Origin of the sequence: Hominiventricola filiformis, assembly GCF_020686965.1 — a bacterium.
Classification (GTDB): domain Bacteria; phylum Bacillota; class Clostridia; order Lachnospirales; family Lachnospiraceae; genus Hominiventricola; species Hominiventricola filiformis.
Map to the genome: position 1 here is coordinate 390,049 of NZ_JAJEPS010000001.1, position 25,016 is coordinate 415,064.

The following is a 25,016-nucleotide window of genomic DNA, read 5'->3' on the forward strand; positions in this document are numbered from 1 at the left end:
GATATAAAATCCTGCATACTGATGTCTATTTCTTTGTTCTACGTGTACTATAGCATCAGTTGTTAGCACTGTCAAGAGGCGAGTGCTAATTTTTTGTGAAAATTTTGTGAAGCCTTGATTTTACGGGCTTCACAGGGATTTTTCACTTGCTTTCGCACTCGATTTTCTTGATTTGACCACATTAATCAGATAAGCTTTGTATGTAAGCCTATCAACGATTGCATAACAAATCAGCAGCTTCCCGATCAAAAGATATGTAACCAAGTTCATCGGCTATGATCAGATCGTATTTCTCAAAGCGTTTCTGAATCGTGGAAACAATATCCTTCATCACCTTCATAATATACAAGCTGTCCACCTACATGGATCTCCCGATTCTTCATATCCACACCTGACCAGGTTAAGCCGATTGTTTCACTCACTCTCAGGCAAGCCCCAAACATAACCTGCATCATTGGACGATGAGGCTTATACACATTACTCTGTTGTTGCCACTTCATTATAAATGGTGCAGATAAGTTTAACAACATTTATTTTGAGAACACTGCATCATTTCTGGAAAGTAGATACACACAGTATTGATTCATGCTGATTCCCTCTCTCTGAGAATGCTCTGCCAGTGATCTGTGTAGGCTTCGTGGAATTCTTAATTTAAACTGTCCAGAATAGTCTTCCAGACTGTCTGGTTCATGAATCTCTACACCGTCTTCTAATGCAGCTTCAATCCATGCTTTTTTTGCATCCAGTGCATTTGATACCGCACTCTCCACTGTCTCACCGCAAGTAATGCAACCAGGCAAATCCGGATAAGAAACTACAAATCCGCCTTCATCTTTATCTTCCACGATTTCCATACGATAGGACATTGCCATATAATCATTCAGCGTCTTCATCATTCTTCGCCTCACTTTCTACAATCTGCCTTACCATTTCTACATATACTTTCTTGATTGGTTCGTGCTTTGGTATTGTAATTGGCATACACCCTTGCTTTCTGAAAGTGTAATGGCTGCTTCCACTTCTTGGTACATTCATTTCGTATCCGTAGCTTTCCAATACCTTCCGTAACTCATCAAACCGGAGGTCTTTCGATAAATTGCATATACGTGTTATCAGTTTATCCCATTTTGACATTTGTTATACCTCCTACGTATATTATATGTGGTGTCGTATATGGTGTCAATATTTTATTGTCTGTTCCAAAATATTTCATTTGCTTACATAAAATAATATAAAACAGACCTATCTGTCCTTGATATAGGTAATACTTTAGAATGAGTATATTCTAAAAAAGAAGACCAAATAAAGAATTTCTTCTTCATCTGATCTTCTTAAATTCTATATATTCACATTTTTAATTTATATGCTATTCAATCATAATTCTAAATAGTCCTTTGGCAATATTGCTTGGGACAACATATCTTTCACACATATACTCCTATAGTCACTCGGCGATATCTTATATCTTTCCTTAAATACTCGATTAAACGTTCTCTGACTTTCAAATCCACTATCCAGACAAATATTTGTAATAGAATCACTCGTATTTTCCAAACGATGGCATGCATAGTTCAGCCTTGCATCGTTAAGATATTGATTAAAGTTTCTATGGAATGTTTTGGAAAAGAGTCTGGATAAAACATATTTGCTCACCCCAAGATCTTTTGCCATCTCCTCCAATGAAAACTTCTTCTTGAAATTCGCTGATATATAGGAAACTGTCTGGTAAATAAGATCGTTGCTCCCCACATTACTCTTTTCTACCAAATTTAATTTTCCTATGCAGCGCGCCAACACAATTTGAAGATATGCCTGTGCAACCATAATATCCGACTGTTCTGTCTCTAAAATCGCATTTATAACCCTATATACCTCCGATTCGACCTTTTCTGCTTTGATGATTGGATATTCGGGAGCCATAGATTTCATGATATTTGCAGATTTGTCAAGCGTAAATGGCGATGCAATCAGATAAATTGCTTTATTTACACCGGGTGTCAGTACCTGATAGTGATGAATAACATCTGGAAATACAAAGCCTATATCTCCTTTTTCCATATGGTATAGTTCCTGTCCGACACCAAGCTCTAATGATCCACTTGTTACACAAACGATCTCCAGTGCATTATGAAGATGTGGTTCAATATGTTTTGACTTCTTATTTACTGCTATGATCTCCTCTTTTGTGTCAACATATTTTAACTGCATGAAATACTCCCCTTTGCAACATTTGTCTATATCTTCTTTCGATTTGGCAAGCAATCCTTTTACACCTATCTTATAATCAACTTATAAATAAGGAAAGGAGGAATTGCAAATGAGTAACCTAAAAAATTATCTGAATGACCTTTTAGTATTCTACACTGAATATTTTGAACATCCATACCATGTATAAATGCCGAAAAGAAAAAAGCATTGCCTCATCAAACACTGATCAGACAACGCTTTTTCCTGTCAATTCTAATTTATGTCTAATGCATCTGTTACTTCATCTGCAACAATTCCTTTTTCTGCTTTCAGTTTCTTATTTGTATCTTCTACATTCATTCTTGAAAGTACAAACATAATCAATACATCAAAGATTAACGGAAGCCAAAGATACATGAACTGCATCATATCAAGTGCAGACTGTGGCTGAGTTGCATTTGTTCCGACATATCCACTGAACTCAAGCATCCATCCAACAACAGCGGTTCCAATACCTCCACCGATTTTTACACCAAGAGAAGTACAAGAGTACATCGTTCCGTCAATTCTCTTTCCCTGCGTAAGATAAGTGTATTCAGAGCAAGATGCGATAACTGCATTCATATCTCCCTGCCATGGTCCCTGACCTAAGGCTGCAAGAGCTGTAAATGCCATCATCAGCGGAACACTGCCCATATATCCGGCAACAACAACAAGTGCTCTACCGATGACTGCTAAGACGTAACCTCTTAAGTTCAGTTTATACATACCTTTCCACTTACCAACTAATGTCGGTGTGAAAATCAGGGCAATGATCAGTGGAATATTTACTGCCCATGCAAATTGTCCAAACAAATTCTTATTTTTCAGTACCCATGTCATGTAATAAATGCCAGCTCCAATCATGGCACCATATAACTGCTGTAAAATATATGTTCCACAAATCATCATGTAATATTTGTTTTTGACAAGAAGCTTGAATGCCTGTACCATTCCATACTTTTCATTATCATTCTTTACTTCTCCTTCGTTAAGTTCTTCCTCCGGAAGTTCCTTAACAGAAAGTGCTGAAATCGTATTTACGACCAGACCAATGATTGCATAGATAATAGCAACCGTTCTCCATGCCGCAGCATCTCCACCACATTTATCTACAAATCCAACTGTAATCGCCTGAATCAGAAGACTTGTTGAAAATGCAAAAATAAAACGGTAAGATCCCATCTGTACACGCTCTTTGCTGTTCTTTGTAATCAGTGACGTAAGTGCTGAATAAGCAATATTGTTTGCTGTATAAAACACACCATTTAACAGTGTATAAGAAATAAAGAACCATGCATATTTAGCCGTTGTTCCCAAACTCACCGGTACTGCAAAGCAGCCGACCAGCGTAATGGCACAACCAATATATCCGTATAGCATCCAGGGTTTCGCTTTTCCCATTTTACTGTGTGTTTTGTCAATCATTGATCCAAAAAATATATCCGTAAAACCATCAAATAGTTTTGATACAGCAATCAGAGTACCAACAACACCTGCAGCAAGTCCTACCGAGTCCGTCAGATAGACCATCATAAAAGATGTCAGGAACGCATAGACTACATTACCTGCAATATCACCTGATCCGTATCCAATTTTGTTATACCATTTCAAATACTTTTTTTCTTCCATCGAATTTCTTTGCTCCTCATCTTCATCGCACTTAGAATCTCAATATGACTAACCGTATGATTATCCCTTTACATACGGTATCAGGGTAAACTGGAACCGGAATAATACATCATCAAATCGGTACTGCTCCAATACAACTGGACCACAACTGTTAGAACCAATGCCATTTAATGCATAGTCAACACAAAATACTATACTATCTGATTCTGTCAGTTCATAATTATGCGTTTTCTTCTCAAGTTCTTCCTGCGTATAATAAGAAGCATTGAATGAGAAGGCATTTTCCGCAGATACCACAATTCCATATCGGCTGTTGTTAAGCTCTACATATTCACAATCATAATGGCTTCCATTTTCCTGTGGGCGAATATAATCTTCATGCAAATCATCTACATTTGCCTGATACAAACCGTGGCTCGCAGCCTGATGTTTGTCACAATAGCTTTCCTGTGGTCCCATTCCAAAGTATCTTGTAGCTGAAAGCTTTTTATCCAGGAACATCCTCACACCAAATCTTGGCAGATCCGGGAATTCATCATCTTTTGTTACTGCAATATCTGCATCAATCTTTCCAGCAGCTTCTATTTTCCATGTGATCGTCACATCAAGAATCTTCTGTACTGTCTCTGCCACAACGGATGCATGGCTTGTAATTTTCACACCATGTTTTTCCTGCACGACCTCTGTCGTGTAGGCTCTTGTATAAGCTTTATCATAGTGGGCTTTCTTCCATTCAGACTTGATGTACATATCGTTATCTGTTGGAGCTCTCCAAATATTTAATTCCATCGGATGGTTCAAGTATTCCCGCCCTGCGAATTTCATCTCTGTAAAGAGTGCAGTACGTTTGTCTATGGTATAAGTAAATTCACGCCCCTTGATATGAATCTGTGTATCATTTTCATTTACCTGCAATTCAGAGTCCACTGCTGTTTTTTGTAGCCATTTCTCAGCAAGTTTACATTTTGCACCATCTTTGCTTACCTCAATTTCATCAAATCCAAGAATATGGTCTTCATCCAACAGTGGCAATTCTTTTTTCAGATGGTAAATAAATTTTAAATAACATTTCCCATTCTCTGGAACATTGATCTTCAGGTTTGTTTTTTCTTCCCCGTGTGGTGCCACAGAAAATTCCGGAAGTTTACCTTTACCTATCACAAGACCGTCCTGTGTCAGTTCATAACTGATCTTCACATAATCTTTCAAGTCATCAAAATCCATGTAGTTATGAAGCACCAGTTCTCCGTTTTCTTTGTTATAGGAAATAACCCTTGCCGGGCGATAAACATTCTTGTATTCCAAAAGTCCTGTATGTACGGTTCTGTCCGGATATACTAATCCATCCATGCAGAAATTTCCATCATGAATTGCCTCGCCATGATCTCCCCCGTAAGCATAGATTGTCTTTCCATTCTCAGCAATGCCATGAGCAATCGCATGGTCACACCATTCCCAGACAAAGCCACCGCACATTTTATCGTTATCCTGAATCATCTGGAAATAATCTTCAAAATCTCCAGGTCCATTTCCCATGCTATGGCAGTACTCTACCAAAAGAAATGGTTTGCTTCCGTCCTTGTCCAAATATTCCTGAATTTCGGAAAGTGCCGGATACATCCGGCTATACACATCCAGATTGCTGTAATCATATGTTTCATCATAATTACGATATCTTGCACTCTCATATTGTGTGATGCGGTATGGGTCAAATTTCTTTGTCCATTCCAGTGCTTTTTCAAAGTTGCAGCCATATGCACTCTCATTTCCCATTGACCACATAACAATACAGAAACGGTTTTTGTCGCGTTCCACCATGAGTTTCACACGATCAACGATGGCCTCTTCCCATACTGGATCGTCGGCAATCTTTTCATTCCACCGCTTAAATCGATTGTAATCGGTGTCTTCTTTTCTGTAGAGCATAAATGGACCATGAGCTTCAATATCTGCTTCATCTATCACCATAAATCCATACTTGTCACACATTTCATAGAAAAATGGTGCGTTCGGATAGTGGCTGGAACGAATCGCATTAAAATTATGCTGCTTCATTAACGTAAGATCGGTTGTAATCTGTTCCATACTGATTGTAAATCCAGTAACTGGATCGGAATCATGTCGATTGACACCACGGAATTTAATCTTCTGTCCATTTAAATAAATAACCTGGTCTTTAATCTCTATCTTTCTTAATGCAATGTGGTCTACAATTACTTCATTCTCTGTTTCAAAAATCAGTTTATATAGATATGGATTTTCTGTATTCCAAAGTTCCGGACTTGCGATTTCTAATACAACTGTTCCTTCTTCAGCAATACTTCCTAGTGCTACAACTGCTCCGGTTCTATCTTCAATCGAAATTTTTACATTTAACGGAGAGTAGAATTTCATTTCAATTTCTACTTTCGCAAGCATATCCTCAATTCTTGTTTTAATATGATAATCACTGATTGCCTGTTTTGGGCGTTTCAAAATGTACACATCCCGGAAAATACCACTCATACGGAATTTGTCCTGATCTTCCAAATAGGAACCATCACACCATTTCATGACCAACACTGCCACCGTATTCGTTCCATCCTGAAGTACATCGGTAACATCAAACTCACTGGTCATATGTGGAACCTGGCTGTACCCTATATAAGAGCCATTGATCCATACGTAAAAGCAACTGTCTACTCCTTCAAAGTTCAAAAAAGCTTTTGATGCTTTCTCATCTCTACTGTACTCAAAAGTATGTACATAGGCTCCACACGGAATATCCTGTGGCACATATGGCGGATCAAACGGAAACGGATACCGGATGTTTGTATACTGGTGTGTATCATATCCTGCCATCTGCCATACACTTGGAACCTGAATCTCATCAAAATTTTCTGTATCATAATTCTTCTCAAAGAAAGAATCCTGAATGTCATAGATGCTGTTAAAATACTGGAATTTCCAAGTTCCATTCAATAACTGCATACGATCTGACTCTTCTCTGTGTTCCACCAAGTTATCCATTCTTCTGGATGCCGGAATATAATAGGCTCTGGCTGGCATTGTGTTTTCGTGCAGTACACTTAGATTTTCATAATAACGTGGTACAATCATAAATAACGCTCCTTCAATACATATACTTTTTTGTTCCCCTACAAAAAATCCTGTCTTTTACTTTTATATTTACGTTTCTTTATTATGTTATATATAGCTTATGATAAGATGCAAAATATGTCTATGAATTGAATTAGACAAAATATGCACTAAATGATACAATAACAAAAAAGCAGGAATGAGGTGATGCCATATGTACATGAACACCGGTTATTTGAACCATTCACATATGGATTTCAAAGATAAAAGTCATCCGTTGATTGTAGGAAGCTGTGGTACTTATCGTCTTTCCAGCCATCCTAAGCTTCCTACCTACCGTCCAAGGGGACGTCTGGATTATCAGATTATATATATCACTGCTGGTTGTGGGCATTTTCATTTTGATAATGTCAATAACGAAATGATTGTTCCAGCCGGTAACATTGTACTTTACAGACCGAAAGAACTTCAGAAATATGAATATTATGGAGAAGATAAGACAGAAGTATACTGGATTCACTTCACAGGGAGCAATGTAAAAAATATCTTACGTCAATATGGATTTCCAGATAAAGAACGTATCTTTCAAGTTGGTACATCTAAGGAATATGAACAGCTTTTCAAACGTATTATCATCGAACTTCAACGCTGTCAGGATAATTACGAAGAAATGCTTGCTCTTTTGCTGCGTCATCTTCTGATTAGCTTTCACCGGGAACTGGCCAGAGAACACATCTTGAAAAATGAATATCTTGATCATGAGATGGATAACGCTGTTACCTTTTTCAGTGAAAACTACAATCAAAATATTAATATTGACGATTATGCGGCCTCACGAGGGATGAGTGTCAGCTGGTTTATCCGAAATTTTAAAAAATACACCGGTTCCACACCAATGCAATTTATTGTGGGAATCCGGGTCAACAATGCTCAGATGTTACTTGAAACAACAACGTATTCTATCAATGAGATTTCCAAGATTGTCGGATATGATAATCAGCTTTATTTCAGCCGACTTTTCCACAAACTGAAAGGATATTCGCCAAGAGAATACAGAAAAATAAGAAATAAGTTATGAAATCTATAATGCCCGTAAAAAAACAAATACCAAAAAAGGATGCCACCGAATCAAAGCAGATTACGTGACATCCTCTTCTTTTTATTAGTGCTATTTTATGAATTCAACCGAATAGTAATACATGTACTCATTATCGGTATCTATATGCTCCCCTGTAATATCCTGTATTGGCAACGAACTTAACCCCTTTTCTCCATAAATCAGTGCCGCTAATCCTTGCTCTGTTCCATACTCTATCTTGCATTTGTTTTCAATAAACGTTGCTGATCTTCCATAATATTCCCTGTTTGTAACTCCCTCCAAAATTGGTATTTCTGTCATATATTTTGAATATTTATCTGCTGCGATGAGCTTTGCAGTAAAATTATCAAAATCCGGTGTAATGACAATCAATCCATTTGTGGAAGATTTCACATCTTCATAGGAAAGTTCCAAAACTTTTTTATGTGAAACTCGTTGTCCAAGCTGATATTCTGACAAATAAATAGATAACGTTTTAAATGTATCCCTTGAATTGTATCGAAACATCTTAGTTCCATCCATTCCAGACAACAATTCAGCAGTTTTCATTTCTATACTGTCTGAGTCTATCGCTTCAATATAGTTGTGTGGTTGTCGCAATTGATTACATACAATGCTTCCAAAAGCAATCATAAATATCCCTATTGCAACAAGAAGCACTATAATGATTTTCTTTAAGTATCGTTGTTTTCGACCACTGTCCTTTGTTATCTGTATCAATGTATCTTCTGATTTTTTTTCAATATTATCTATTTCAATATCTTCACCAGCCAAGAACTCATTAAGACTAATACCTAATATTCCGCATAATTCTAAGTATACTGATACATCCGGCAAACAGATTCCACGTTCCCATTTAGAAACAGACTTATCACTCTTTCCCAGTTTTTCTGCAAGCTGCCTCTGAGTCAAGCCAAGACTTTTTCGTTTTTCTGCAATATAGCGTCCAATTTTCACAAGGTTCATAACTATTCCCCCTTTCAGGATTATAGTATCTATTTTGCCCGCAAAAGTACACCACTTAGTGGTAGAATCCTGTTGTATTTAACGATTTTCCTTCGTTCATTCCGCTTCATTGTTAGAAAATTTCCACTGTCCAAATATTAGTATTTTCATGGATAGAGAATATTGTAATTTTTCTATATATCCAAACCTCGTCATTTTAAGACATTTCATAATAATGTGCGTAAATCCCACCTTTTTCCAACAGTTCATCATGCGTTCCACATTCTACAATTCCATTTTCTGCAACCACCAGAATTTCATCAGCGTTACGGATCGTTGACAATCTGTGTGCAATCGTAATCGTAGTTCTGTCTTTTGCCAATTCTTCCAGACTCTGCTGGATAAATCTCTCGCTTTCATTATCCAGAGCACTCGTTGCCTCATCCAGAATCAGGATAGGTGGGTTCTTCAAAAATACTCTTGCAATAGAAATCCGCTGTTTCTGACCACCGGACAATCTGGTTCCTCTCTCACCAACGAATGTCTCATACCCATCCGGAAGTTCCATGATGAATTCATGAATATTAGCCTTCTTTGCTGCCTCAATGATCTCTTCCATCGACGCATCTGGTCTGCCATACGCAATATTCTCACGAATACTTCCACAGAACAGATATACATCCTGCTGTACCAGTCCGATCTGTTCACGAAGACTCTGTAATGTCAGTTTCCGCACATCCTTTCCATCGATTGTAATACGACCTTCAGACACATCGTAAAATCTCGGAAGCAGTGAACAGATGGTTGTCTTTCCACTTCCGGATGCTCCAACCAATGCGATCGATTTTCCTGCCTGGATATCAAAAGAAACATCATCAAGAACCAGTGAGTCATCGTCATTATAATGAAAAGAAACATGTTCATAACGCACATGCCCTTTGATATTTTCCAGTGGCTCCGCATCTTCTGCATCCACAATCTCCGGTTCTGTCTCAACGACATCCAAGAATCTTCTGAATCCAGACAACCCTTTTTGCATCATTTCCGTAAGCTCTACCAGAATCTGGATCGGACTGATAAAAATGCCAATATAAAGCGCATACATTGCCAGATCTGCAGACTCCATCTGTCCATGTGCAATCAGCCAGCCTCCAAACACCAGCGTCATCAGATACATCATCCCCTGAAAGAACAAATTGCCTCCTGTAAAACTACCCATACAACGATAATTTGCATTCTTTGAGCTCAAAAAACCTTGATTGCTCTTTTTAAATTTTTCCCGTTCAATGTCTTCATTCGCAAAAGACTGTACCACACGAATTCCTGCCAGCGTATCCTGAAGGCTGGAATTCAGATTTCCGATCTTACGTCTGTTATCCATAAATGTTGCCTGCATCTTCTTATTCTGTCCATAAGAAAAAAACAGCATAATTGCCACAATCACCAGAAGAGGAATTGCCAGTTTCCAGTTGATTAGAAACAAAAATACAAAAGATCCAATAATTTTGATCAATGAGATAAATAAGTTCTCCGGACCATGATGTGCAAACTCTGAGATGTCGAATAAATCCGATACCAGTTTACTCATCATCTGTCCCGAGTTATTCTGATCATAGTATGAAAAGGATAATCTTTCATAATGATCAAACAACTGTTGACGCATATCCCGTTCCATATATGCTCCCATCATATGTCCCTGATAACTAACATAGTACTTGCATCCAGTCTGGATCATATACATAACAAGCAACACGAGTGTAATCGGAAGCAATGCCCACAAAATCACATCCGAACTCTCTGTAAATAATGTCTTTGTCAATGTTCGTAAAATCTGTGGAAAAGCCAGATCAACCAGACTGATCACAGCGGCACAAATCAAATCCAGAAAAAATACCTTCTTATACGGAGCGTAATATTGAATAAATTTCTTTAATGTATGCATATTAATCCCTTATTCCTTTCAAATCAATCTGCTACATTATAACACATCTTCTTCGTAGTAAAAACTGAACGTTTCGTATGGGCTACGTTTGTTCAGCTTTTTCTTTATATGGCTGGCATTTTGCTTGCAAAACATAATTCAAGAATCATCGGAGTGATGGTGAATGACCATGAAGTTAATGAAAAAGAGTATTTTCTGATGATAAAAACGACATCTGATATCAGAGATTGTCATGGCCTGCATTTACAGTTATTGCATGTCCAATAGATTATTGAAAAATCTTTCATAATCAATAAAGGGGCTGTTGCAAAATAGATGAGTAATCATCTAATAGCATACGTACCGCCTCCTTTTTATTTATCACGCCATTCCTGCATGGTTTCGTGCATCCTGAGGCTGGACGATGGACTTCGCCCCCTTGTGAAATACTTTGTGTGAAGGCAGCACTTCCCTCGCAGCTGCTCCATTTGGGTATATGGAATGTTTATGTCTCTCCACGCCCAATATTTGCAATGGAAAAAATATTTTTCACTATATAGTTTCAGAAATAAAACAAATTGGGCATATAGAGATTCTTATGCATCTTTTGCCCAAATTTTCCTAATTTTCTGGGCATCTGATATCACAGATTTTCTATACGTCCAAATTAAATAACAAGACTTGTTTTTTATAGAATTTTTGCGTGTCTGCACTGTCTGATCGGGCAAAAAATTACTTTTATTTTCTATCTGCCCACAAAATAGAAAATGACTATTAAAATCACGAAAAAAGGACTGATACAGAACAGGTGACTCCATCTATTCTGCAACAATCCCTTTATTGATTTCACATACTATAAAACAAGTTATTCTGTAAACGTGTAACGCACAATAGAGCCGTGGTTATCACCTGTCACTATTACAACATCTCCATTTTCATTGAGTATAGATTCCAAAATCGGAAATCTTCCATTCTCTTTTACGTAAGCTTCCGGACTATCCGCTTCTGCCTCGATCAAAGTCTTTTTGCTGTGTTTTTCTCCTCCGCACGGATTTATTTCCTCAACAAAGATTTCATACTCATGCATGTAGTGTTCCTCCTGAAATTGATTTTTTTAAGAAGTAATACATATTATTATAAAATCAATCCGTTTCTATTTCAAAAGGGGTTTTTACTAAAAATCTGCTTTTCGTTTTAGACATTATTACCATGACAGCCATGTTTATCTTCGCCGCAATGATGCTCATGGGCATGATGGGAACACTGGACATTCGGATTATAATCCAGTTTACCGCCGATGCATCTTGTTGGCATTCCGGCTATCTGCCTCACCTACTGTAGTGAATAAAAAAATATTTGAAATCTTCATTCGTCACTGCTATAATGAACCTACAGCGTGTGGCGTTTTTGCGTAAATCCAGTTGCAAAAACGCCACACGCTTTTTTATGGAATCGAGGTGGAAAATGGAAAAATGAAAAAAAACTTGATAGGCAACTCGTGTAGCTGAAATGCGTAAGTCCGGATGTTTTTGGATTTACGCATTTCTTATTTTTTGAAAGAAAGGTGAATTTTTATGGATACTGGAAATCAGTTTTTAGGGACAGAGCGTGTCAGCAAGCTCATGAAGCAGTACGCCATCCCCTGCATCATCTCACTGTTAGTAGGTGCACTTTATAACATTGTTGATCAAATTTTTATTGCAAATGCAAGCTATCTCGGCTCTTATGGCAACGCGGCCAACACCGTTATTTTCCCACTGACTGTGGTGGCACTGGCCATTGCCGTCATGATCGGTGACGGCTGCTGTGCTTTTGTCAGTATGGCTCTTGGAAGAAATGAACTGGAGAAAGCCAAACGCAGCGTTGGCAACGCCGTCGTATTATCTGTTGCCACCAGTCTTGTTTTAATGGCGGTATATTTCATTTTTGCGAACAGCATTATTGCTATGTTCGGCGGCACAGTCAATGAAGAAACCTTTCACCACTCGCAGGAATACTTCTTCTATATTACGCTGGGTATTCCGTTCTATATGTTCGGACAATCCATGAACCCCATCATCCGCGCCGACGGCAACCCCAAGTTTGCCATGTTCTCTACGCTTTCCGGTGCTGTTATCAACATCATCCTTGACCCTATTTTCATCTTCTGCTTTAAGTGGGGCATGATGGGTGCAGCTGTTGCAACAGTCATCGGGCAGGTACTCACATCGCTCCTTGCAGTGTGGTATCTGATGAATATGAAAGTTATCAAGCCTGCTTCCGGCGATTATGTCCTGCATAAGAGCATCTGCGGACGGATGCTGACACTTGGCATCACCAGCTTTCTCTCCCAGATCAGTTTGGTAGCGGCAATGGCAGCCATCAACAATATGCTCCGTAAATATGGTACACTGGACGCTGTATTCGGGCAGGAGCAATATGCACAGATCCCTATGGCAGTCGTGGGTATTGTAATGAAATTCTTCCAGATTGTCATTTCCATCGTGGTGGGTATGGCGGCAGGCTGTATTCCCATTGTGGGCTACAACATGGGTGCGCAAAAGAAGCTCCGTGTCCGGGAGCTGTTCACCAGGCTGCTGCTCACTGAGGCTCTGGTGGGTGCGTTGGCACTTATACTGGCTGAAGGTTGTCCCCGTCAGCTCATCGATATTTTCGGTGCCGCCAATGAGAGCAGCTACTACACCGATTTCGCCATCAAAGCCTTCCGTACTTATCTCTGTATGATGATCCTCGCCTGCGTCAACAAGGCATGCTTCATCTTCTTGCAGGCAGTAGGTAAGGCACTCTCGTCCACGCTCCTGTCCATGTTCCGTGAGGTGGTATTCGGCGTGGGCTTCGCCCTGCTTCTGCCAGTGTTCTTCGGTCTGGACGGTGTACTGTATTCCATGCCGGTATCGGATATCCTGACCTTTCTCATTTCGGCAATTATTATTGCGAAAACTTATCGGGAATTGAATGAGAAAGGAGTTTAAAACATAAGACGAACAGCGTTGTCAATTTTTCACTTCATTTTTTATAATTCCCTTGACATTTTCATATGACAGGTATATGATTCGAATGCAATAACAGTAATTATTACTGTTTTAGAAAGGAGCAGATCTTATGAAATATGTATGTGATGTATGCGGATGGGAATATGACGAAGAGCAAGGTTATCCGGAGGGCGGCATTGCACCGGGCACCAAATGGGAAGATGTTCCGGAAGATTTCGAATGTCCGTTATGTAATGTAGGAAAAGACCAGTTTTCTGAAGTAAACGAATAAAAATAAAGGGGACTGTTGCAGAATAGATGGAGTCATCTGTTCTGTATCAGTCCTTTTTGTGTGATTTTAATAGTTATTTTCTATTTTGTAGGGCAGATAGAAAATAAATGTTATTTTTTGCCCAATCAGGCAGTGCAGACACGCGAAAATTCCATAAAAAACAAGTCTTGTTATTTGATTTGGATATATAGAAAATCTGTAATATCAGATGCCCAAAAAATCAGGAAAATTTGGGCAAAAGATGCATAAGAATCTCTATATGTCCAATTTGTTTAATTTCTGAAACTATATAGCAAAAAATATTTTTTTCACTGCAAATATTGGGCGCGTAGAGGCACAAACATTCCATATACCCAAATGGATCAGCTGCGAGGGAAGTGCTGCCTTCACATAAAATATTTCACAAGGAGGCGAAGTCCTTCGACCCGCCTCCGTTTGCATGAAACCATGCCGGAATAGTGTGATAAATAAAAAGGAGGCTGTACATATGCTACTAGATGATTACTCATCTATTTTGCAACAGCCCCTTTTTACACCATCTTTCTATTCTTTTTTAATTCAGGAAATTCTGTATAATAACATTTTCTGCCTCTTCTTCTGTCAGGCCAAGCGTGCGCAGCTTCAGAAGCTGTTCATCGTTGATTCGTCCGATCGCTGCCTCGTGGATGATTGCTGCATCCACATTTTTAGCACGGATTTCCGGAATAGAGCCTACCTCCGCATGGTCCATGATAATGGAATCACACTGGATATGCGCCTGACATTTGCTGTTTCCGATTGCATTCGGATGGAAGGTCTGCACAGACTCCCCTTTTCCTACTGATCTGGAAATGATTTGCGCAGAGCTGTCTTCACCGTTTAACTGTACTTCAATATTGGACTCTGCCTGCTGCTTTCCATCTGTCATCAGTCGTTCCGTCACAAATAATTTTGCATTTTTTGCAAGTTCTACATTTGTTTCACGGAGAGTGGAATCCACTCCTTTGATCTGTGCTGTATCCAGTGTAAATACCGAATTTTCTCCCACATAAATATTGGTCACAGGATTTAATACTTTTCCGCCGGTTCCATTGCCTTCCCCATAGTGTTTCTCTTCATAACGCACGTTGGCATTTTTTCCTACATGAAACGTATGGATGCCGTCATGACGGCTCTCATTGCATCCACTGTTGTGAATACCGCAGCCGGCAATAATCGAAACATCTGCTCCGTCTGCCACATAGAAATCATTATAGACCACATCCGTCATTCCTGACACACTTACTACGACCGGAATATAGACAGCTTCTCCTTTGGTCTCTCCATCAATGTAAATATCAATTCCCGGCTTATCTGTTTTTCTCTTAATCTTAATATGCTCACTGTCACCATGACAGATGGACGTTCCATTCTGGCGGAGATTATAGGCACCTTTCTGCTCAAATTTGTGATCATTGATCACATCCAGCACATTTTCCGTAACATTATCAAGCTTTACCATTAAAATTTCCCCTCCATCCGGTCTGCGCATTCATGACATTTCTTAACGCCGTTAAGATAAGGAAGCACTTCCTCTTTACTTCCCATTCTCTTTATGATACCGTCATCAACTATCATAATCTGGTCTGCCATCTCTATAATCTTCTCCTGATGAGAGATGACAATCAGGCTCTGTTTTTTCTGTCTGTGGATCTCTTCAAATTTCTGGATCAGCATCGAGAAGCTCCACAAATCAATTCCTGCTTCCGGCTCGTCAAATACACACAACTTATGCTCTTTTGCAAGCACAGTGGCAATTTCAATTCGTTTCATCTCACCGCCTGATAACGTTCCATCAACCTGCCGGTTCACATACTCTTCTGCACAAAGTCCGACTTCAGAAAGCATTCTGCAGCATTCCGGCTCTGTGAGCTCTTTTCCTGCTGCCAGTGATAAAAGTCTCGAGACCGGCATTCCCTTGAATCTGGGTGGCTGCTGGAATGCATAACCGATTCCTGCATTTGCACGATGATTGATATCATAATCAGTGATATCTACATCGTTCAGATAAATCTTTCCGCTCTCAGGTTTGTTGATACCGATCAGTGTCTTTGCCAGTGTCGATTTACCGCCTCCGTTCGGGCCGGTAATTACCAGCATTTCTCCGTCTTTTACTTCAAACGAAATATGATCCAGCAGACATTTCTTTCCACCTTCATCATCTACCTTCACAACTAACTCTTCTGTTCTTAACATGTCTTTTCTCCTGTAGTTCTAAAACCTGTAATCTATACCTATTATATTGGCTTTTATAATGATTGCAAGTACTCTTCTCGCATTTCTCTCATAAACCTATTGAAAAACTGCCCGACAAAGGCTACACTATTTATAAATACATGCGGTGCATCCGCAAGGAGGGTATATTCATGAATATGAAAGAAATTGCAACAGGAGTACAGCACATCGGAGTTCCTACGGGAGATATGGACGCAACCATCCGTTTTTATCATGCACTGGGCTTTGACACCATCTATGAAACCGTCAACGCAGAGGCTGGCGGAAGAGTTACTTTCTTCAAGCTTCATGACCTGGTGATCGAGACTTATGAGACAAAAGAACCAAAGCTCATGCCGGGTGCTGTTGACCACATCGCCATCAACGTTAAAGACATCGAGGAAGCTTTCCGTTTTGTCAATGAAGCAGGTCTTAACAATACAAATGATATCATTCATTCTCTTCCGTTCTTTGAAAACGGTGTAAAATTCTTCACCATCGAGGGCGCCAACAAAGAAAAAGTCGAATTCAATCAGTTCCTGTAAAGCAGGACACGAAAATACCGCCCACCCTGTAGAAACATTCCTTTCTGCAGGGTGGGCGGTATCTTTATGCTTTCACAAGGGGAAGCGTGATTGTGATCATAAATTCATTATTTTCCTGCTTCCAGGTAAAGTTTCCCCCATGATTTTCCATAATTTTTCGACAGGTTTTCAGACCAATCTGCGTACTCTCAAGATGGTCTTTCCGGTCACGAATATGGTTCGTGACCTGGATATGCAGCATATCCGGCTGCTCCGAAGCCTCGATCCGCAGCGGGTACACCGGATCTCCATACTTTTTCAGATTGGAGATAAGATTATCCATGACGCGCTGCATATATTCGCTGTCCACCTGTACAATTCCTTTAAGTTCTTCAATCTGGCATTCAATGGTACCGCCATGATCCTGCCAGTCAAAAAACTGTCCATTACAGAGATCTTCCGCCAGCTCCACACTTGGAATCTTCTGCAGCTGCAGTCCCTTTTCTTCTCTGCCATAAACCAGAAAATACTCAAACAGCCTGTCTGAGACCTTTTTCATCTGAAATGCCTTCTTCCGGCAATATTCCAGATATTTTTTCAACTGCTCCTCGTCTTCATACCGATGCATATTGAGAAGCTCCAGATAACCGATCAGCGAAGTCAGCGGTGTCCGCAAATCATGGGACATGGCCGTTACCAGTTCCATGTTGGCTTTTTCCGCCTCCGCCTTCATCTGCTGCTCTTCCAGAATGCCATTCTTCAGTGATTCAATTCCGATTGCAAGGCTGGTCAGTTCATCCCTGCCTTTGATCGTAATAGGATACTCCAGATTTCCTCCCCCCAGCACCTTCAGATCCTGCTCCAGCTGATTGACATACCGGATTTTCCGGTGAATCAATGCAAAGAGAAGTAAAATGAATACAATTGCTCCTGATCCATACTCTGCAATATCAACCCAATAAAGATTATCTACATCCAGATAAACCTCCATATCCACTTTAATCACGGTTCCGTCATAAAGCATCACGTCATGATAGTTACTGGTCGGGTATAGTTCGGCTGAATCTATCTCATCCGGATTTTCTGCTTCCCCTTCCATATATAATGCATCATCATCATCCCAGGAATCTGTTTCCGGCGAATCAGGAGCCATATACGGTCCAAGAATAGGATCAATATCCCGGTAAAACGTCACATACACATCTCTCTGCCTTTGTACCCAGGCAACCAATAATTCTATATTCTGTTCCGTAACCTTATTTTTTACAATAAACTGGTCCAGATCCTTCAGCACTTCTTCGGTTTTGTCTTCATATTTTGTGCCGGAGTATGCTTCTGTAACTGCCCACTGAATGGCCGCTGTTCCTACTGCTCTTGATACCAAAATGGCAGTCAGCAGTGCAATTCCGCTCAGTGCGATCAGCTCCATTGTCAGTCTGCTCCACCATCTGTTTTTCCTAATTGACACAATAACCTCTTCCCCAGATATTCTGAATATAGGACTGTCCGCCCTTTTCCAGTTTTCTTCTGATATTTCGGATATGAACCATCACCGTATTACCGGAATTGGGAAAAAATGCTTCCTTCCAGACTGTCTCATAGATTTCTTTTACGGAAAATACTTTCTTCGGATTGGAAATGAGCAGCAATAAAATCTGATACTCCATCTCTGTCAGCGTAATTTTCTCTCCGCCTGCCATCACAGTCTGCTGCTCCTGATCAATGGTAATATCCCGGTAACATACAAGCTTCTCCGACTTTTCTTCCCGTCCCTGATAGACCTTATATCTCCGGAGCAGTGCTTTTACCCGCGATAATAGTTCCATGTAAGAAAATGGTTTCACCAAATAATCGTCACCACCTGCCGAAAATCCCTGCACTTTATCGTGTTCTCCGGATTTGGCTGTGAGGAACAAAACCGGAACCATCGTCTTCTCCCTGATCTGTTCACATGCCCAGATCCCGGATTCTCCCGGCATCATCACATCCAGAATGATCAGATCTGCCTTTTCTGCCTGCTCTACCGCTTCTCTTGCATTACAGGCTTCTATTATTTCATATCCTTCTCCTGAAAGCATCATACGCAACACATCCCTGATCTCCGGTTCGTCATCTGCTATCAGAATCGTCTGTTTTTCTGTCATGGATTCACCACCCTTCTTTTTTTGTATTCTTTTCTTCCTGGCAAATTTCTAATGAAAGTGTAACATGTCCGTCCTGTTTAAAGAAAGACCCGAGAGGCAGAATTAAGACTTTTTAAGAAAGAAAGACGGGACTACAAAACTGTAGCCCCGTTACCTGTCTCTACCACATAAAATTCTGCTTTCAGTCCGGTCTGTGCGTAATAATTTTCACCGACCTGGCTGATAAAATCATTGACTGCACTGTTCTCCACGATACTGACGGTACAACCTCCAAATCCGGCTCCCATCATGCGGGAACCCAGGACACCTCCTATTTTCCATGCTTCTTCTACCAGAATATCAAGTTCCCGGCCGGATACCTCATAGTCTTCCTTCAGCGAAATATGAGACGCATTCATCAGATGGCCGAATTCTTCCACATCACCGGCCTCCAGCGCTTTCACCGCTTCCATGGTACGCTGATTCTCCGTTACTGCATGTCTCGCTCTTCTTAAACAGACAGGGTCTTTGATCATCTCCTGTACTTCTTCAAAGACATCCGCTGTCAGTTCACTCAAATTACTGATAGCAATGACCGTCTGCAGCTCCTTCAGTGCTTCCGCACATTCTTTCCGGCGCTGTCTGACACAGTCCTCCACACCGTCACGCGGTTTTCCGCTGTTGGTAATAATAATTTTTTCATGCGGAAGCTGCAGCGGCGCATATATATAAGAAAGATTGCTCGTGTCCAACAGGATCGCATGGTCCTTTTTTCCCATGGCAATGGTAAATGGATCCATAATGCCGCCGCCCGTCTTCAAATACTCATTCTCCGTCAGCTGGCTGAACAATGCGATATCCACCATACTAAGATCCGGAATTTCCAGAAGATCCCTTAAGATCAGGCCTGTCACCACCGTCAGGGATGCTGAAGAACCTATACCCAGTCCCTTCGGAATCTCTCCATAGTACAGAATATCAAGTCCACCCTTTACCTGAATCCCCTTCTTCATAAACGTACGGACAACACCTTTGGGATAATTCCCCCAACCGTCCTCTTCCCGGTAATACATCTGTCCGGAATTCATTTCCAGAATTCCCTGCTCCGGATAATTCAGAGAATAGAACCGAAAGCGGTTATCTTCTCTTTTTCTCGCCACTGCATAGGTTCCAATAGCAATCGCGCAGGCAAACACATGCCCGCCATTATAATCGGTATGATCCCCGATCAGATTCACACGTCCCGGTGCAAAATAGACACTGACCGGACCATCTTCCCCGTAAATTTCCTGAAACTTATCAATCAGCCGTTGTTTCATACCCTCTTTTCTCCCATAGTTTCTGAAATCGACATATATTTTAGTTATCATAGCATAAATCAACGTTTTTGTTAAGAATTTGTTACGTTGACTTTTTAACAGCAGGTAGTTACAATAAATAAAAATATCTTTTTCTAAGGAGTATGTACCATGTTAGAATTTTTAAAAGTCATTTTCCTGGGTATTGTGGAAGGAATCACAGAATGGCTTCCCATCTCCAGCACCGGACATATGATTCTGGTCGATGAATTTGTCAAGCTGAATGTCACTCATGATTTTATGGAAATGTTCCTGGTGGTCATACAGCTGGGTGCTATTCTGGCTGTCGTCGTTCTGTATTTTCCGAAACTGTGGCCGTTCTGCTCCCCAAAAAACGGATGGATCAAAAAAGATACCTGGATTCTCTGGTTCAAGGTCATCGTAGCTGCTCTTCCGGCTGCCATTATTGGTCTTCCATTTGACGATCTGCTGGATAAACTGTTCTATAACTATCAGACCGTTGCTGTCACCCTGATCCTGTACGGCGTGCTGTTCATCGTTGTCGAAAATTATAACAAAAAACGCCGTCCACGTATCAAATCTCTGGAATCCCTCCCCTGGTCCACCGCTCTTCTGATCGGTGTCTTCCAGATCCTTGCATTGATTCCGGGAACTTCCCGTTCCGGTTCCACCATCCTTGGAGGTATTCTTCTTGGTGCATCACGCTATGTGGCAGCAGAATTCAGTTTCTTCCTGTCCATTCCGATCATGTTCGGGGCCAGTCTTCTGAAACTGGTAAAATTCGGTTTCAACTTTACCGGCTATGAGCTTGCCATCCTGATCGTCGGCATGCTGACCGCATTTATCGTATCCATCCTGGCCATCAAATTTCTGATGAACTACATCAAGAAAAATGATTTCAAACCGTTTGGATACTACCGTATTGTACTCGGTATTCTTGTCCTGGGTTACTTCCTGTTCCTGGGCTAATCATACATAAGGGAGAAAGAAAATGTACAAAGAAATCGCAAAACTCATTTTATACCGTGATCTTGGAGAAGACAGCATCCTCTTAAAGCTGTCCGGCATCTTCCGCGACTATGAACTTGATCTCGCAGAAAAAGAAAATCTGACCAGCCGGATCTATGAGCAGATGAAAGCGCTCCTCGATCTTTCTACCCAGTATGGCTTCGACAAAAATCTGTGGCACAATTATCTGACCTTCATCCTGCTGACCAATGAAAACTCTTTCAGCATGACCAGTGAGAAGGTAGGTGCCAATGACGGTACCGTCAATCATTTTGCAAAAGCAGATTTCGCCGTATTCAAAAAACTGTTTGACTTTGACTTTGGTCCCATTGAAAAAGATCTTGGTATCGACTGTTTCTCTACGGTCTGCAATTACCACTCCATTCCGAAAAAGGAACGGATGTACAACCGCAATGTCAGTGAACATGTGCAGGAAGTCAGCGAACGAATCGAGAAGGCCGCTGATGAAGAAGAGATCTTTACCATCGTCACTGATTTCTACAAAGCTTATGGTGTAGGTATGTTCGGCCTGAATCGTGCTTTCCGTATCCGCCACCTGGAAGATGGAGTGGAATTCCTGCCTATCAACAATACGGACAGCGTTCTTCTGAAAGATCTGATCGGATATGAGATCCAGAAGAAAAAGCTGATTGATAATACAGAGGCATTTGTCAAAGGACTTCCGGCCAACAACGTACTGCTCTGTGGAGATGCCGGTACCGGAAAGTCTACCAGCATCAAAGCACTGCTCAACGAATATTATGATCAGGGACTTCGTATGATCGAGATTTACAAGCATCAGTTCCAGGATCTGTCCTCCATCATTGCACAGGTAAAAAACCGGAACTACCGCTTTATCATTTACATGGATGACCTTTCTTTCGAGGACTTCGAGATTGAATACAAATTTCTGAAGGCAGTCATCGAAGGCGGCATGGAGACCCGTCCGGATAATGTCCTGATCTATGCAACATCCAACCGCCGTCACCTGATCAAGGAGAGCTGGAATGACCGCAACGACATGGAAAACGAGAACGGTATGCACCGCTCCGATACCATGCAGGAAAAACTCTCCTTGGTGGCCCGATTCGGTGTAACGATCTACTACGGAAAGCCGTCCCAAAAGGAATACTTCACCATTGTGAAAGAACTCCGCAAACGTTATCCGTCCATCACGCTGACCGATGAGGAACTGTGCGCAGAGGCCAACAAGTGGGAATTAAGCCACGGCGGTATCTCCGGAAGAACTGCACAGCAGTTTATCAACTATATGGCAGGCATGGCTCCTGCTGCTGAATAATCTTTGCCTCTTCCGGCATAAAAATGCACCCACCGGAATTTCTCCGGTGGGTGCATTTTTCATCTTATTCACATTTTTATTTATTTTCCAGAAGTTTTTCCACACTTGCCAGTTTTACACACAGTGCAAACAGCTCTGCACACTGCTTCAGTTCTTCCATGGACGGGAAGGACGGTGCAATTCGGATATTGGTATCATGGGGATCTTTCTTATATGGATAGGTTGCTCCGACAGTGGTCAGAGTAACGCCTGCATCTTTACATTTCTGGTATACAGCCTTTGCACAGCCTTCCATCGTATCGAAAGAAATGAAGTATCCTCCCAGTGGTTTTGTCCAGGTACCGATGCCCAGACCGCCCAGCTCTTTCTCCAGCACATCCAGCACGAGTTCAAATTTCGGACGCATGATAGCTGCATGTTTCTTCATATGCTCTTTGATACCGTTCAGGTCCTTGAAGAAACGTACATGACGCAGCTGGTTGATCTTGTCATGGCTGATGATCTGTACGGTCATAGATTTCTTTACCCAGTCCAGATTGTCCTTGGAAGCGGCGATACAGCTGATACCAGCGCCTGCAAAACTGATCTTGGAGGTGGAGGCGAACTCCAGAATCATATTTTCTTTTCCATTTACCTTGCACATGGAAAGCATCTCCGGCAGATGATCCTGTTTCTCTTCCTCATCATACAGATGATGTACACAGTAGGCATTGTCCCAGTAAATACGGAAATCTTCTGCTGCCGGATTCAGATCTGCCATCCGTTTACAGACATTTTCAGAATAGGTAATTCCCAGCGGATTCGTATACATCGGTACACACCAGATACCTTTCACAGCCGGATCCTTTACATACTCTTCTACCAGATCCATATCCGGGCCTTCTGCGGTCATGGGAATCGTAATCATCTCGATACCGAAATGCTCGGTAATACCAAAATGACGGTCATATCCCGGAGCCGGGCACAAAAATTTTACTTTATCAAGCTTACACCACGGAGTACTTCCCATGACACCATGCGTATAAGATCTGGAAATGCTGTCATACATGACATTTAAGCTTGCGGTACCAAATACGATAACGTGCTCCGGGTCCACACCCAGCATCTCACCCAGCAGGCGGCGTGCTCCGTAAATTCCTTCCAGGCAGCCATAGTTTCTCGTATCCACACCCTGCTCGTCCTTCATATCGGCATGGCTGGTGAAAATATCCATCATCGGCATGGTCATGTCAAGCTGTGCCGGAGCTGGCTTTCCTCTGGACATATCCAGCTTCAGTCCCTTGCCCTTTGCATCTTCATACTGAAGAGTCAGTTCTTCTTTCAGTTTCAGCAGTTCCTCTTTTCCAAGTTCACTGTACGGTGTCATCTTATGTCCTCCTTATAATAAATAGAAGGAGCTGTATCCGGTTCTACGGATTTACAGCCCCCCTGTGATTACTCCTGTTCAAATACCTTCTTTATTAGTCGATCATATTCCTTCCAGGCGGGGTAAGAAGCCAGTTCCCGGAGAGCTTCGGCTGTCTGCCGATAAAGCCATCCATGCATCTTCTTATCGTTCTGGTGAAATCTCTCCCAGATCCGATCACCCACGCTGTCTACATCTCTGGCTATCGCACGAAGGTTGGACAATTTATCAGCCAGCGCCAGCATCTTGGCATTTCTGTCTGCCTTTTTCTGCAAAAAAGTGATTGTCTCCTGTTTGCGGATCATCCATGTAGACTCCGGAGGAAGATCCCTCCTTTTATCCTCGGTCTCACACGCCACATAGTGTGCTACCCGACTTCCGAAAAATGCTTCCACCTCTTCGGATGTCGCCGGTGTATCCTCCACAACATCATGGAGTACTGCCGCGGCAATCAGTTCCTCATCATCCGTCATCTCGGCCACAATTGCTGCGGCTTCCACTGGATGAGACAGATAGGGAATTCTACTCCCCTTACGGGTCATCCCGCTGTGCGCTGCTGCTGCAAACATCACAGCACGTTCATAAAGCGGAAATTCGCTGTTTTTTAACATAGAACTCAACTCATCTGTTATACTGACTGCCATTTTCCTGTACACCCTCTACCCCAATTTCTTCGTCAGTATACCATAACACAAAAAAAATAGCAAGACATAATGTGTCTACTCACCGGACAAATGACCGTAGAACGAGAGCATATAAAGTCCGCATAAACCGACCAGTGCATAAATAATTCTGGAAATCCAGCTTAAGTTTCCAAATAACCATGCTACCAGGTCAAGCTGGAAGAAGCCGATCAGTCCCCAGTTTACCGCTCCTATAATTACCAATGTCAGTGCAAAACAATCTAAACCTCTGTTCATCAAAGATTTACCTCCTTTTG

General features: G+C 41.2%; 24 protein-coding genes. 6 read left to right on the top strand and 18 right to left on the bottom strand.

The features are described 5' to 3' along the window. Window positions 1-211: 211 nt before the first annotated feature. From LKD36_RS02015 to LKD36_RS02040, 7 genes are all read right to left on the bottom strand, one after another. Window positions 212-358, bottom strand: a complete 147-nt coding sequence (locus LKD36_RS02015; RefSeq protein ID WP_308458457.1) for a hypothetical protein — start codon at window positions 356-358, stop codon at window positions 212-214. Further along, on the bottom strand, window positions 294-530 hold the full coding sequence (locus LKD36_RS17540; protein WP_334301334.1) for a tyrosine-type recombinase/integrase: 237 nt from the start codon (window positions 528-530) through the stop codon (window positions 294-296). The genes LKD36_RS02015 and LKD36_RS17540 overlap by 65 nt, the downstream gene beginning before the upstream one ends. After that, window positions 531-893 carry a type II toxin-antitoxin system HicB family antitoxin gene (locus LKD36_RS02020; RefSeq protein WP_118771490.1) on the bottom strand — a complete coding sequence of 121 codons (363 nt, stop codon included), beginning with the start codon at window positions 891-893 and terminating at the stop codon, window positions 531-533. Next, a complete protein-coding gene (locus LKD36_RS02025; RefSeq protein ID WP_118771484.1) occupies window positions 877-1,134 on the bottom strand; it encodes a type II toxin-antitoxin system HicA family toxin in 258 nt (85 codons plus the stop codon). Before LKD36_RS02025 ends, LKD36_RS02020 begins: the two co-directional genes overlap by 17 nt. A gap of 240 nt (window positions 1,135-1,374) precedes the next feature. Beyond that, window positions 1,375-2,208 (bottom strand): helix-turn-helix domain-containing protein, encoded by an 834-nt coding sequence (locus LKD36_RS02030; protein ID WP_308458458.1) that lies wholly within the window; start codon window positions 2,206-2,208, stop codon window positions 1,375-1,377. A 252-nt stretch (window positions 2,209-2,460) separates the two neighbouring features. Next, window positions 2,461-3,858, bottom strand: coding sequence for an MFS transporter (locus LKD36_RS02035; RefSeq protein ID WP_308458459.1), 1,398 nt, complete (start codon window positions 3,856-3,858; stop codon window positions 2,461-2,463). A gap of 60 nt (window positions 3,859-3,918) precedes the next feature. Next, window positions 3,919-6,957, bottom strand: coding sequence for a glycoside hydrolase family 2 TIM barrel-domain containing protein (locus LKD36_RS02040; RefSeq protein WP_308458460.1), 3,039 nt, complete (start codon window positions 6,955-6,957; stop codon window positions 3,919-3,921). A 193-nt stretch (window positions 6,958-7,150) separates the two neighbouring features. On the opposite strand from LKD36_RS02040, the gene LKD36_RS02045 reads away from it, so the two are divergent. Next, window positions 7,151-8,014 carry an AraC family transcriptional regulator gene (locus tag LKD36_RS02045; protein ID WP_308458461.1) on the top strand — a complete coding sequence of 288 codons (864 nt, stop codon included), beginning with the start codon at window positions 7,151-7,153 and terminating at the stop codon, window positions 8,012-8,014. Between the two features lie 90 nt (window positions 8,015-8,104). On the opposite strand, the gene LKD36_RS02050 is transcribed toward LKD36_RS02045, so the two are convergent. The 3 genes from LKD36_RS02050 to LKD36_RS02060 all read right to left on the bottom strand — a co-directional run bounded on the left by LKD36_RS02050 (window position 8,105) and on the right by LKD36_RS02060 (window position 11,988). Continuing rightward, window positions 8,105-9,001, bottom strand: a complete 897-nt coding sequence (locus LKD36_RS02050) for a helix-turn-helix domain-containing protein (protein WP_308458462.1) — start codon at window positions 8,999-9,001, stop codon at window positions 8,105-8,107. Window positions 9,002-9,197: 196 nt separating this feature from the next. Continuing rightward, window positions 9,198-10,922 (bottom strand): ABC transporter ATP-binding protein, encoded by a 1,725-nt coding sequence (locus LKD36_RS02055; protein WP_308458463.1) that lies wholly within the window; start codon window positions 10,920-10,922, stop codon window positions 9,198-9,200. A gap of 844 nt (window positions 10,923-11,766) precedes the next feature. Continuing rightward, window positions 11,767-11,988, bottom strand: a complete 222-nt coding sequence (locus LKD36_RS02060) for a hypothetical protein (RefSeq protein WP_118770534.1) — start codon at window positions 11,986-11,988, stop codon at window positions 11,767-11,769. 487 nt (window positions 11,989-12,475) lie between these two features. Between LKD36_RS02060 and LKD36_RS02065 the strand changes: the two genes are divergently transcribed. Then, a complete protein-coding gene (locus LKD36_RS02065; protein ID WP_308458464.1) occupies window positions 12,476-13,873 on the top strand; it encodes an MATE family efflux transporter in 1,398 nt (465 codons plus the stop codon). Between the two features lie 130 nt (window positions 13,874-14,003). Continuing rightward, window positions 14,004-14,165 (top strand): rubredoxin, encoded by a 162-nt coding sequence (locus LKD36_RS02070; protein WP_118770538.1) that lies wholly within the window; start codon window positions 14,004-14,006, stop codon window positions 14,163-14,165. Between the two features lie 553 nt (window positions 14,166-14,718). On the opposite strand, the gene LKD36_RS02075 is transcribed toward LKD36_RS02070, so the two are convergent. Together LKD36_RS02075 and LKD36_RS02080 are read right to left on the bottom strand one after the other, a co-directional pair. Beyond that, the gene (locus LKD36_RS02075; protein WP_118770539.1) at window positions 14,719-15,645 is read right to left on the bottom strand and encodes a SufB/SufD family protein; all 927 of its coding nucleotides are present in this window, start codon (window positions 15,643-15,645) and stop codon (window positions 14,719-14,721) included. Further along, window positions 15,645-16,379 (bottom strand): ABC transporter ATP-binding protein, encoded by a 735-nt coding sequence (locus LKD36_RS02080; RefSeq protein WP_308458465.1) that lies wholly within the window; start codon window positions 16,377-16,379, stop codon window positions 15,645-15,647. The genes LKD36_RS02075 and LKD36_RS02080 overlap by 1 nt, the downstream gene beginning before the upstream one ends. 170 nt (window positions 16,380-16,549) lie before the next feature. On the opposite strand from LKD36_RS02080, the gene LKD36_RS02085 reads away from it, so the two are divergent. Beyond that, a complete protein-coding gene (locus LKD36_RS02085) occupies window positions 16,550-16,942 on the top strand; it encodes a VOC family protein (RefSeq protein ID WP_308458466.1) in 393 nt (130 codons plus the stop codon). Between the two features lie 64 nt (window positions 16,943-17,006). Here LKD36_RS02085 and LKD36_RS02090 read toward each other — a convergent pair whose 3' ends face one another. The 3 genes from LKD36_RS02090 to LKD36_RS02100 all read right to left on the bottom strand — a co-directional run bounded on the left by LKD36_RS02090 (window position 17,007) and on the right by LKD36_RS02100 (window position 20,363). Next, complete coding sequence (locus tag LKD36_RS02090) at window positions 17,007-18,389, bottom strand: HAMP domain-containing sensor histidine kinase (RefSeq protein WP_308458467.1); 1,383 nt, start codon at window positions 18,387-18,389, stop codon at window positions 17,007-17,009. Further along, window positions 18,379-19,065 carry a response regulator transcription factor gene (locus LKD36_RS02095; RefSeq protein ID WP_118770543.1) on the bottom strand — a complete coding sequence of 229 codons (687 nt, stop codon included), beginning with the start codon at window positions 19,063-19,065 and terminating at the stop codon, window positions 18,379-18,381. The genes LKD36_RS02090 and LKD36_RS02095 overlap by 11 nt, the downstream gene beginning before the upstream one ends. Window positions 19,066-19,196: 131 nt before the next feature. Then, window positions 19,197-20,363: a galactokinase gene (locus tag LKD36_RS02100; RefSeq protein WP_118770544.1), complete on the bottom strand. Its 1,167-nt coding sequence runs from the start codon at window positions 20,361-20,363 to the stop codon at window positions 19,197-19,199. Between the two features lie 150 nt (window positions 20,364-20,513). On the opposite strand from LKD36_RS02100, the gene LKD36_RS02105 reads away from it, so the two are divergent. Then, window positions 20,514-21,332, top strand: a complete 819-nt coding sequence (locus LKD36_RS02105; protein ID WP_308458468.1) for an undecaprenyl-diphosphate phosphatase — start codon at window positions 20,514-20,516, stop codon at window positions 21,330-21,332. Between the two features lie 22 nt (window positions 21,333-21,354). Beyond that, window positions 21,355-22,671, top strand: coding sequence for an ATP-binding protein (locus LKD36_RS02110; RefSeq protein ID WP_308458469.1), 1,317 nt, complete (start codon window positions 21,355-21,357; stop codon window positions 22,669-22,671). Window positions 22,672-22,747: 76 nt separating this feature from the next. Here LKD36_RS02110 and LKD36_RS02115 read toward each other — a convergent pair whose 3' ends face one another. The 3 genes from LKD36_RS02115 to LKD36_RS02125 all read right to left on the bottom strand — a co-directional run bounded on the left by LKD36_RS02115 (window position 22,748) and on the right by LKD36_RS02125 (window position 24,999). Then, window positions 22,748-24,037 (bottom strand): aminotransferase class I/II-fold pyridoxal phosphate-dependent enzyme, encoded by a 1,290-nt coding sequence (locus LKD36_RS02115; protein ID WP_308458470.1) that lies wholly within the window; start codon window positions 24,035-24,037, stop codon window positions 22,748-22,750. A gap of 68 nt (window positions 24,038-24,105) precedes the next feature. Continuing rightward, window positions 24,106-24,720, bottom strand: coding sequence for an HD domain-containing protein (locus tag LKD36_RS02120; protein WP_308458471.1), 615 nt, complete (start codon window positions 24,718-24,720; stop codon window positions 24,106-24,108). A 75-nt stretch (window positions 24,721-24,795) separates the two neighbouring features. After that, complete coding sequence (locus tag LKD36_RS02125; protein ID WP_308458472.1) at window positions 24,796-24,999, bottom strand: DUF378 domain-containing protein; 204 nt, start codon at window positions 24,997-24,999, stop codon at window positions 24,796-24,798. Window positions 25,000-25,016: the final 17 nt, after the last annotated feature.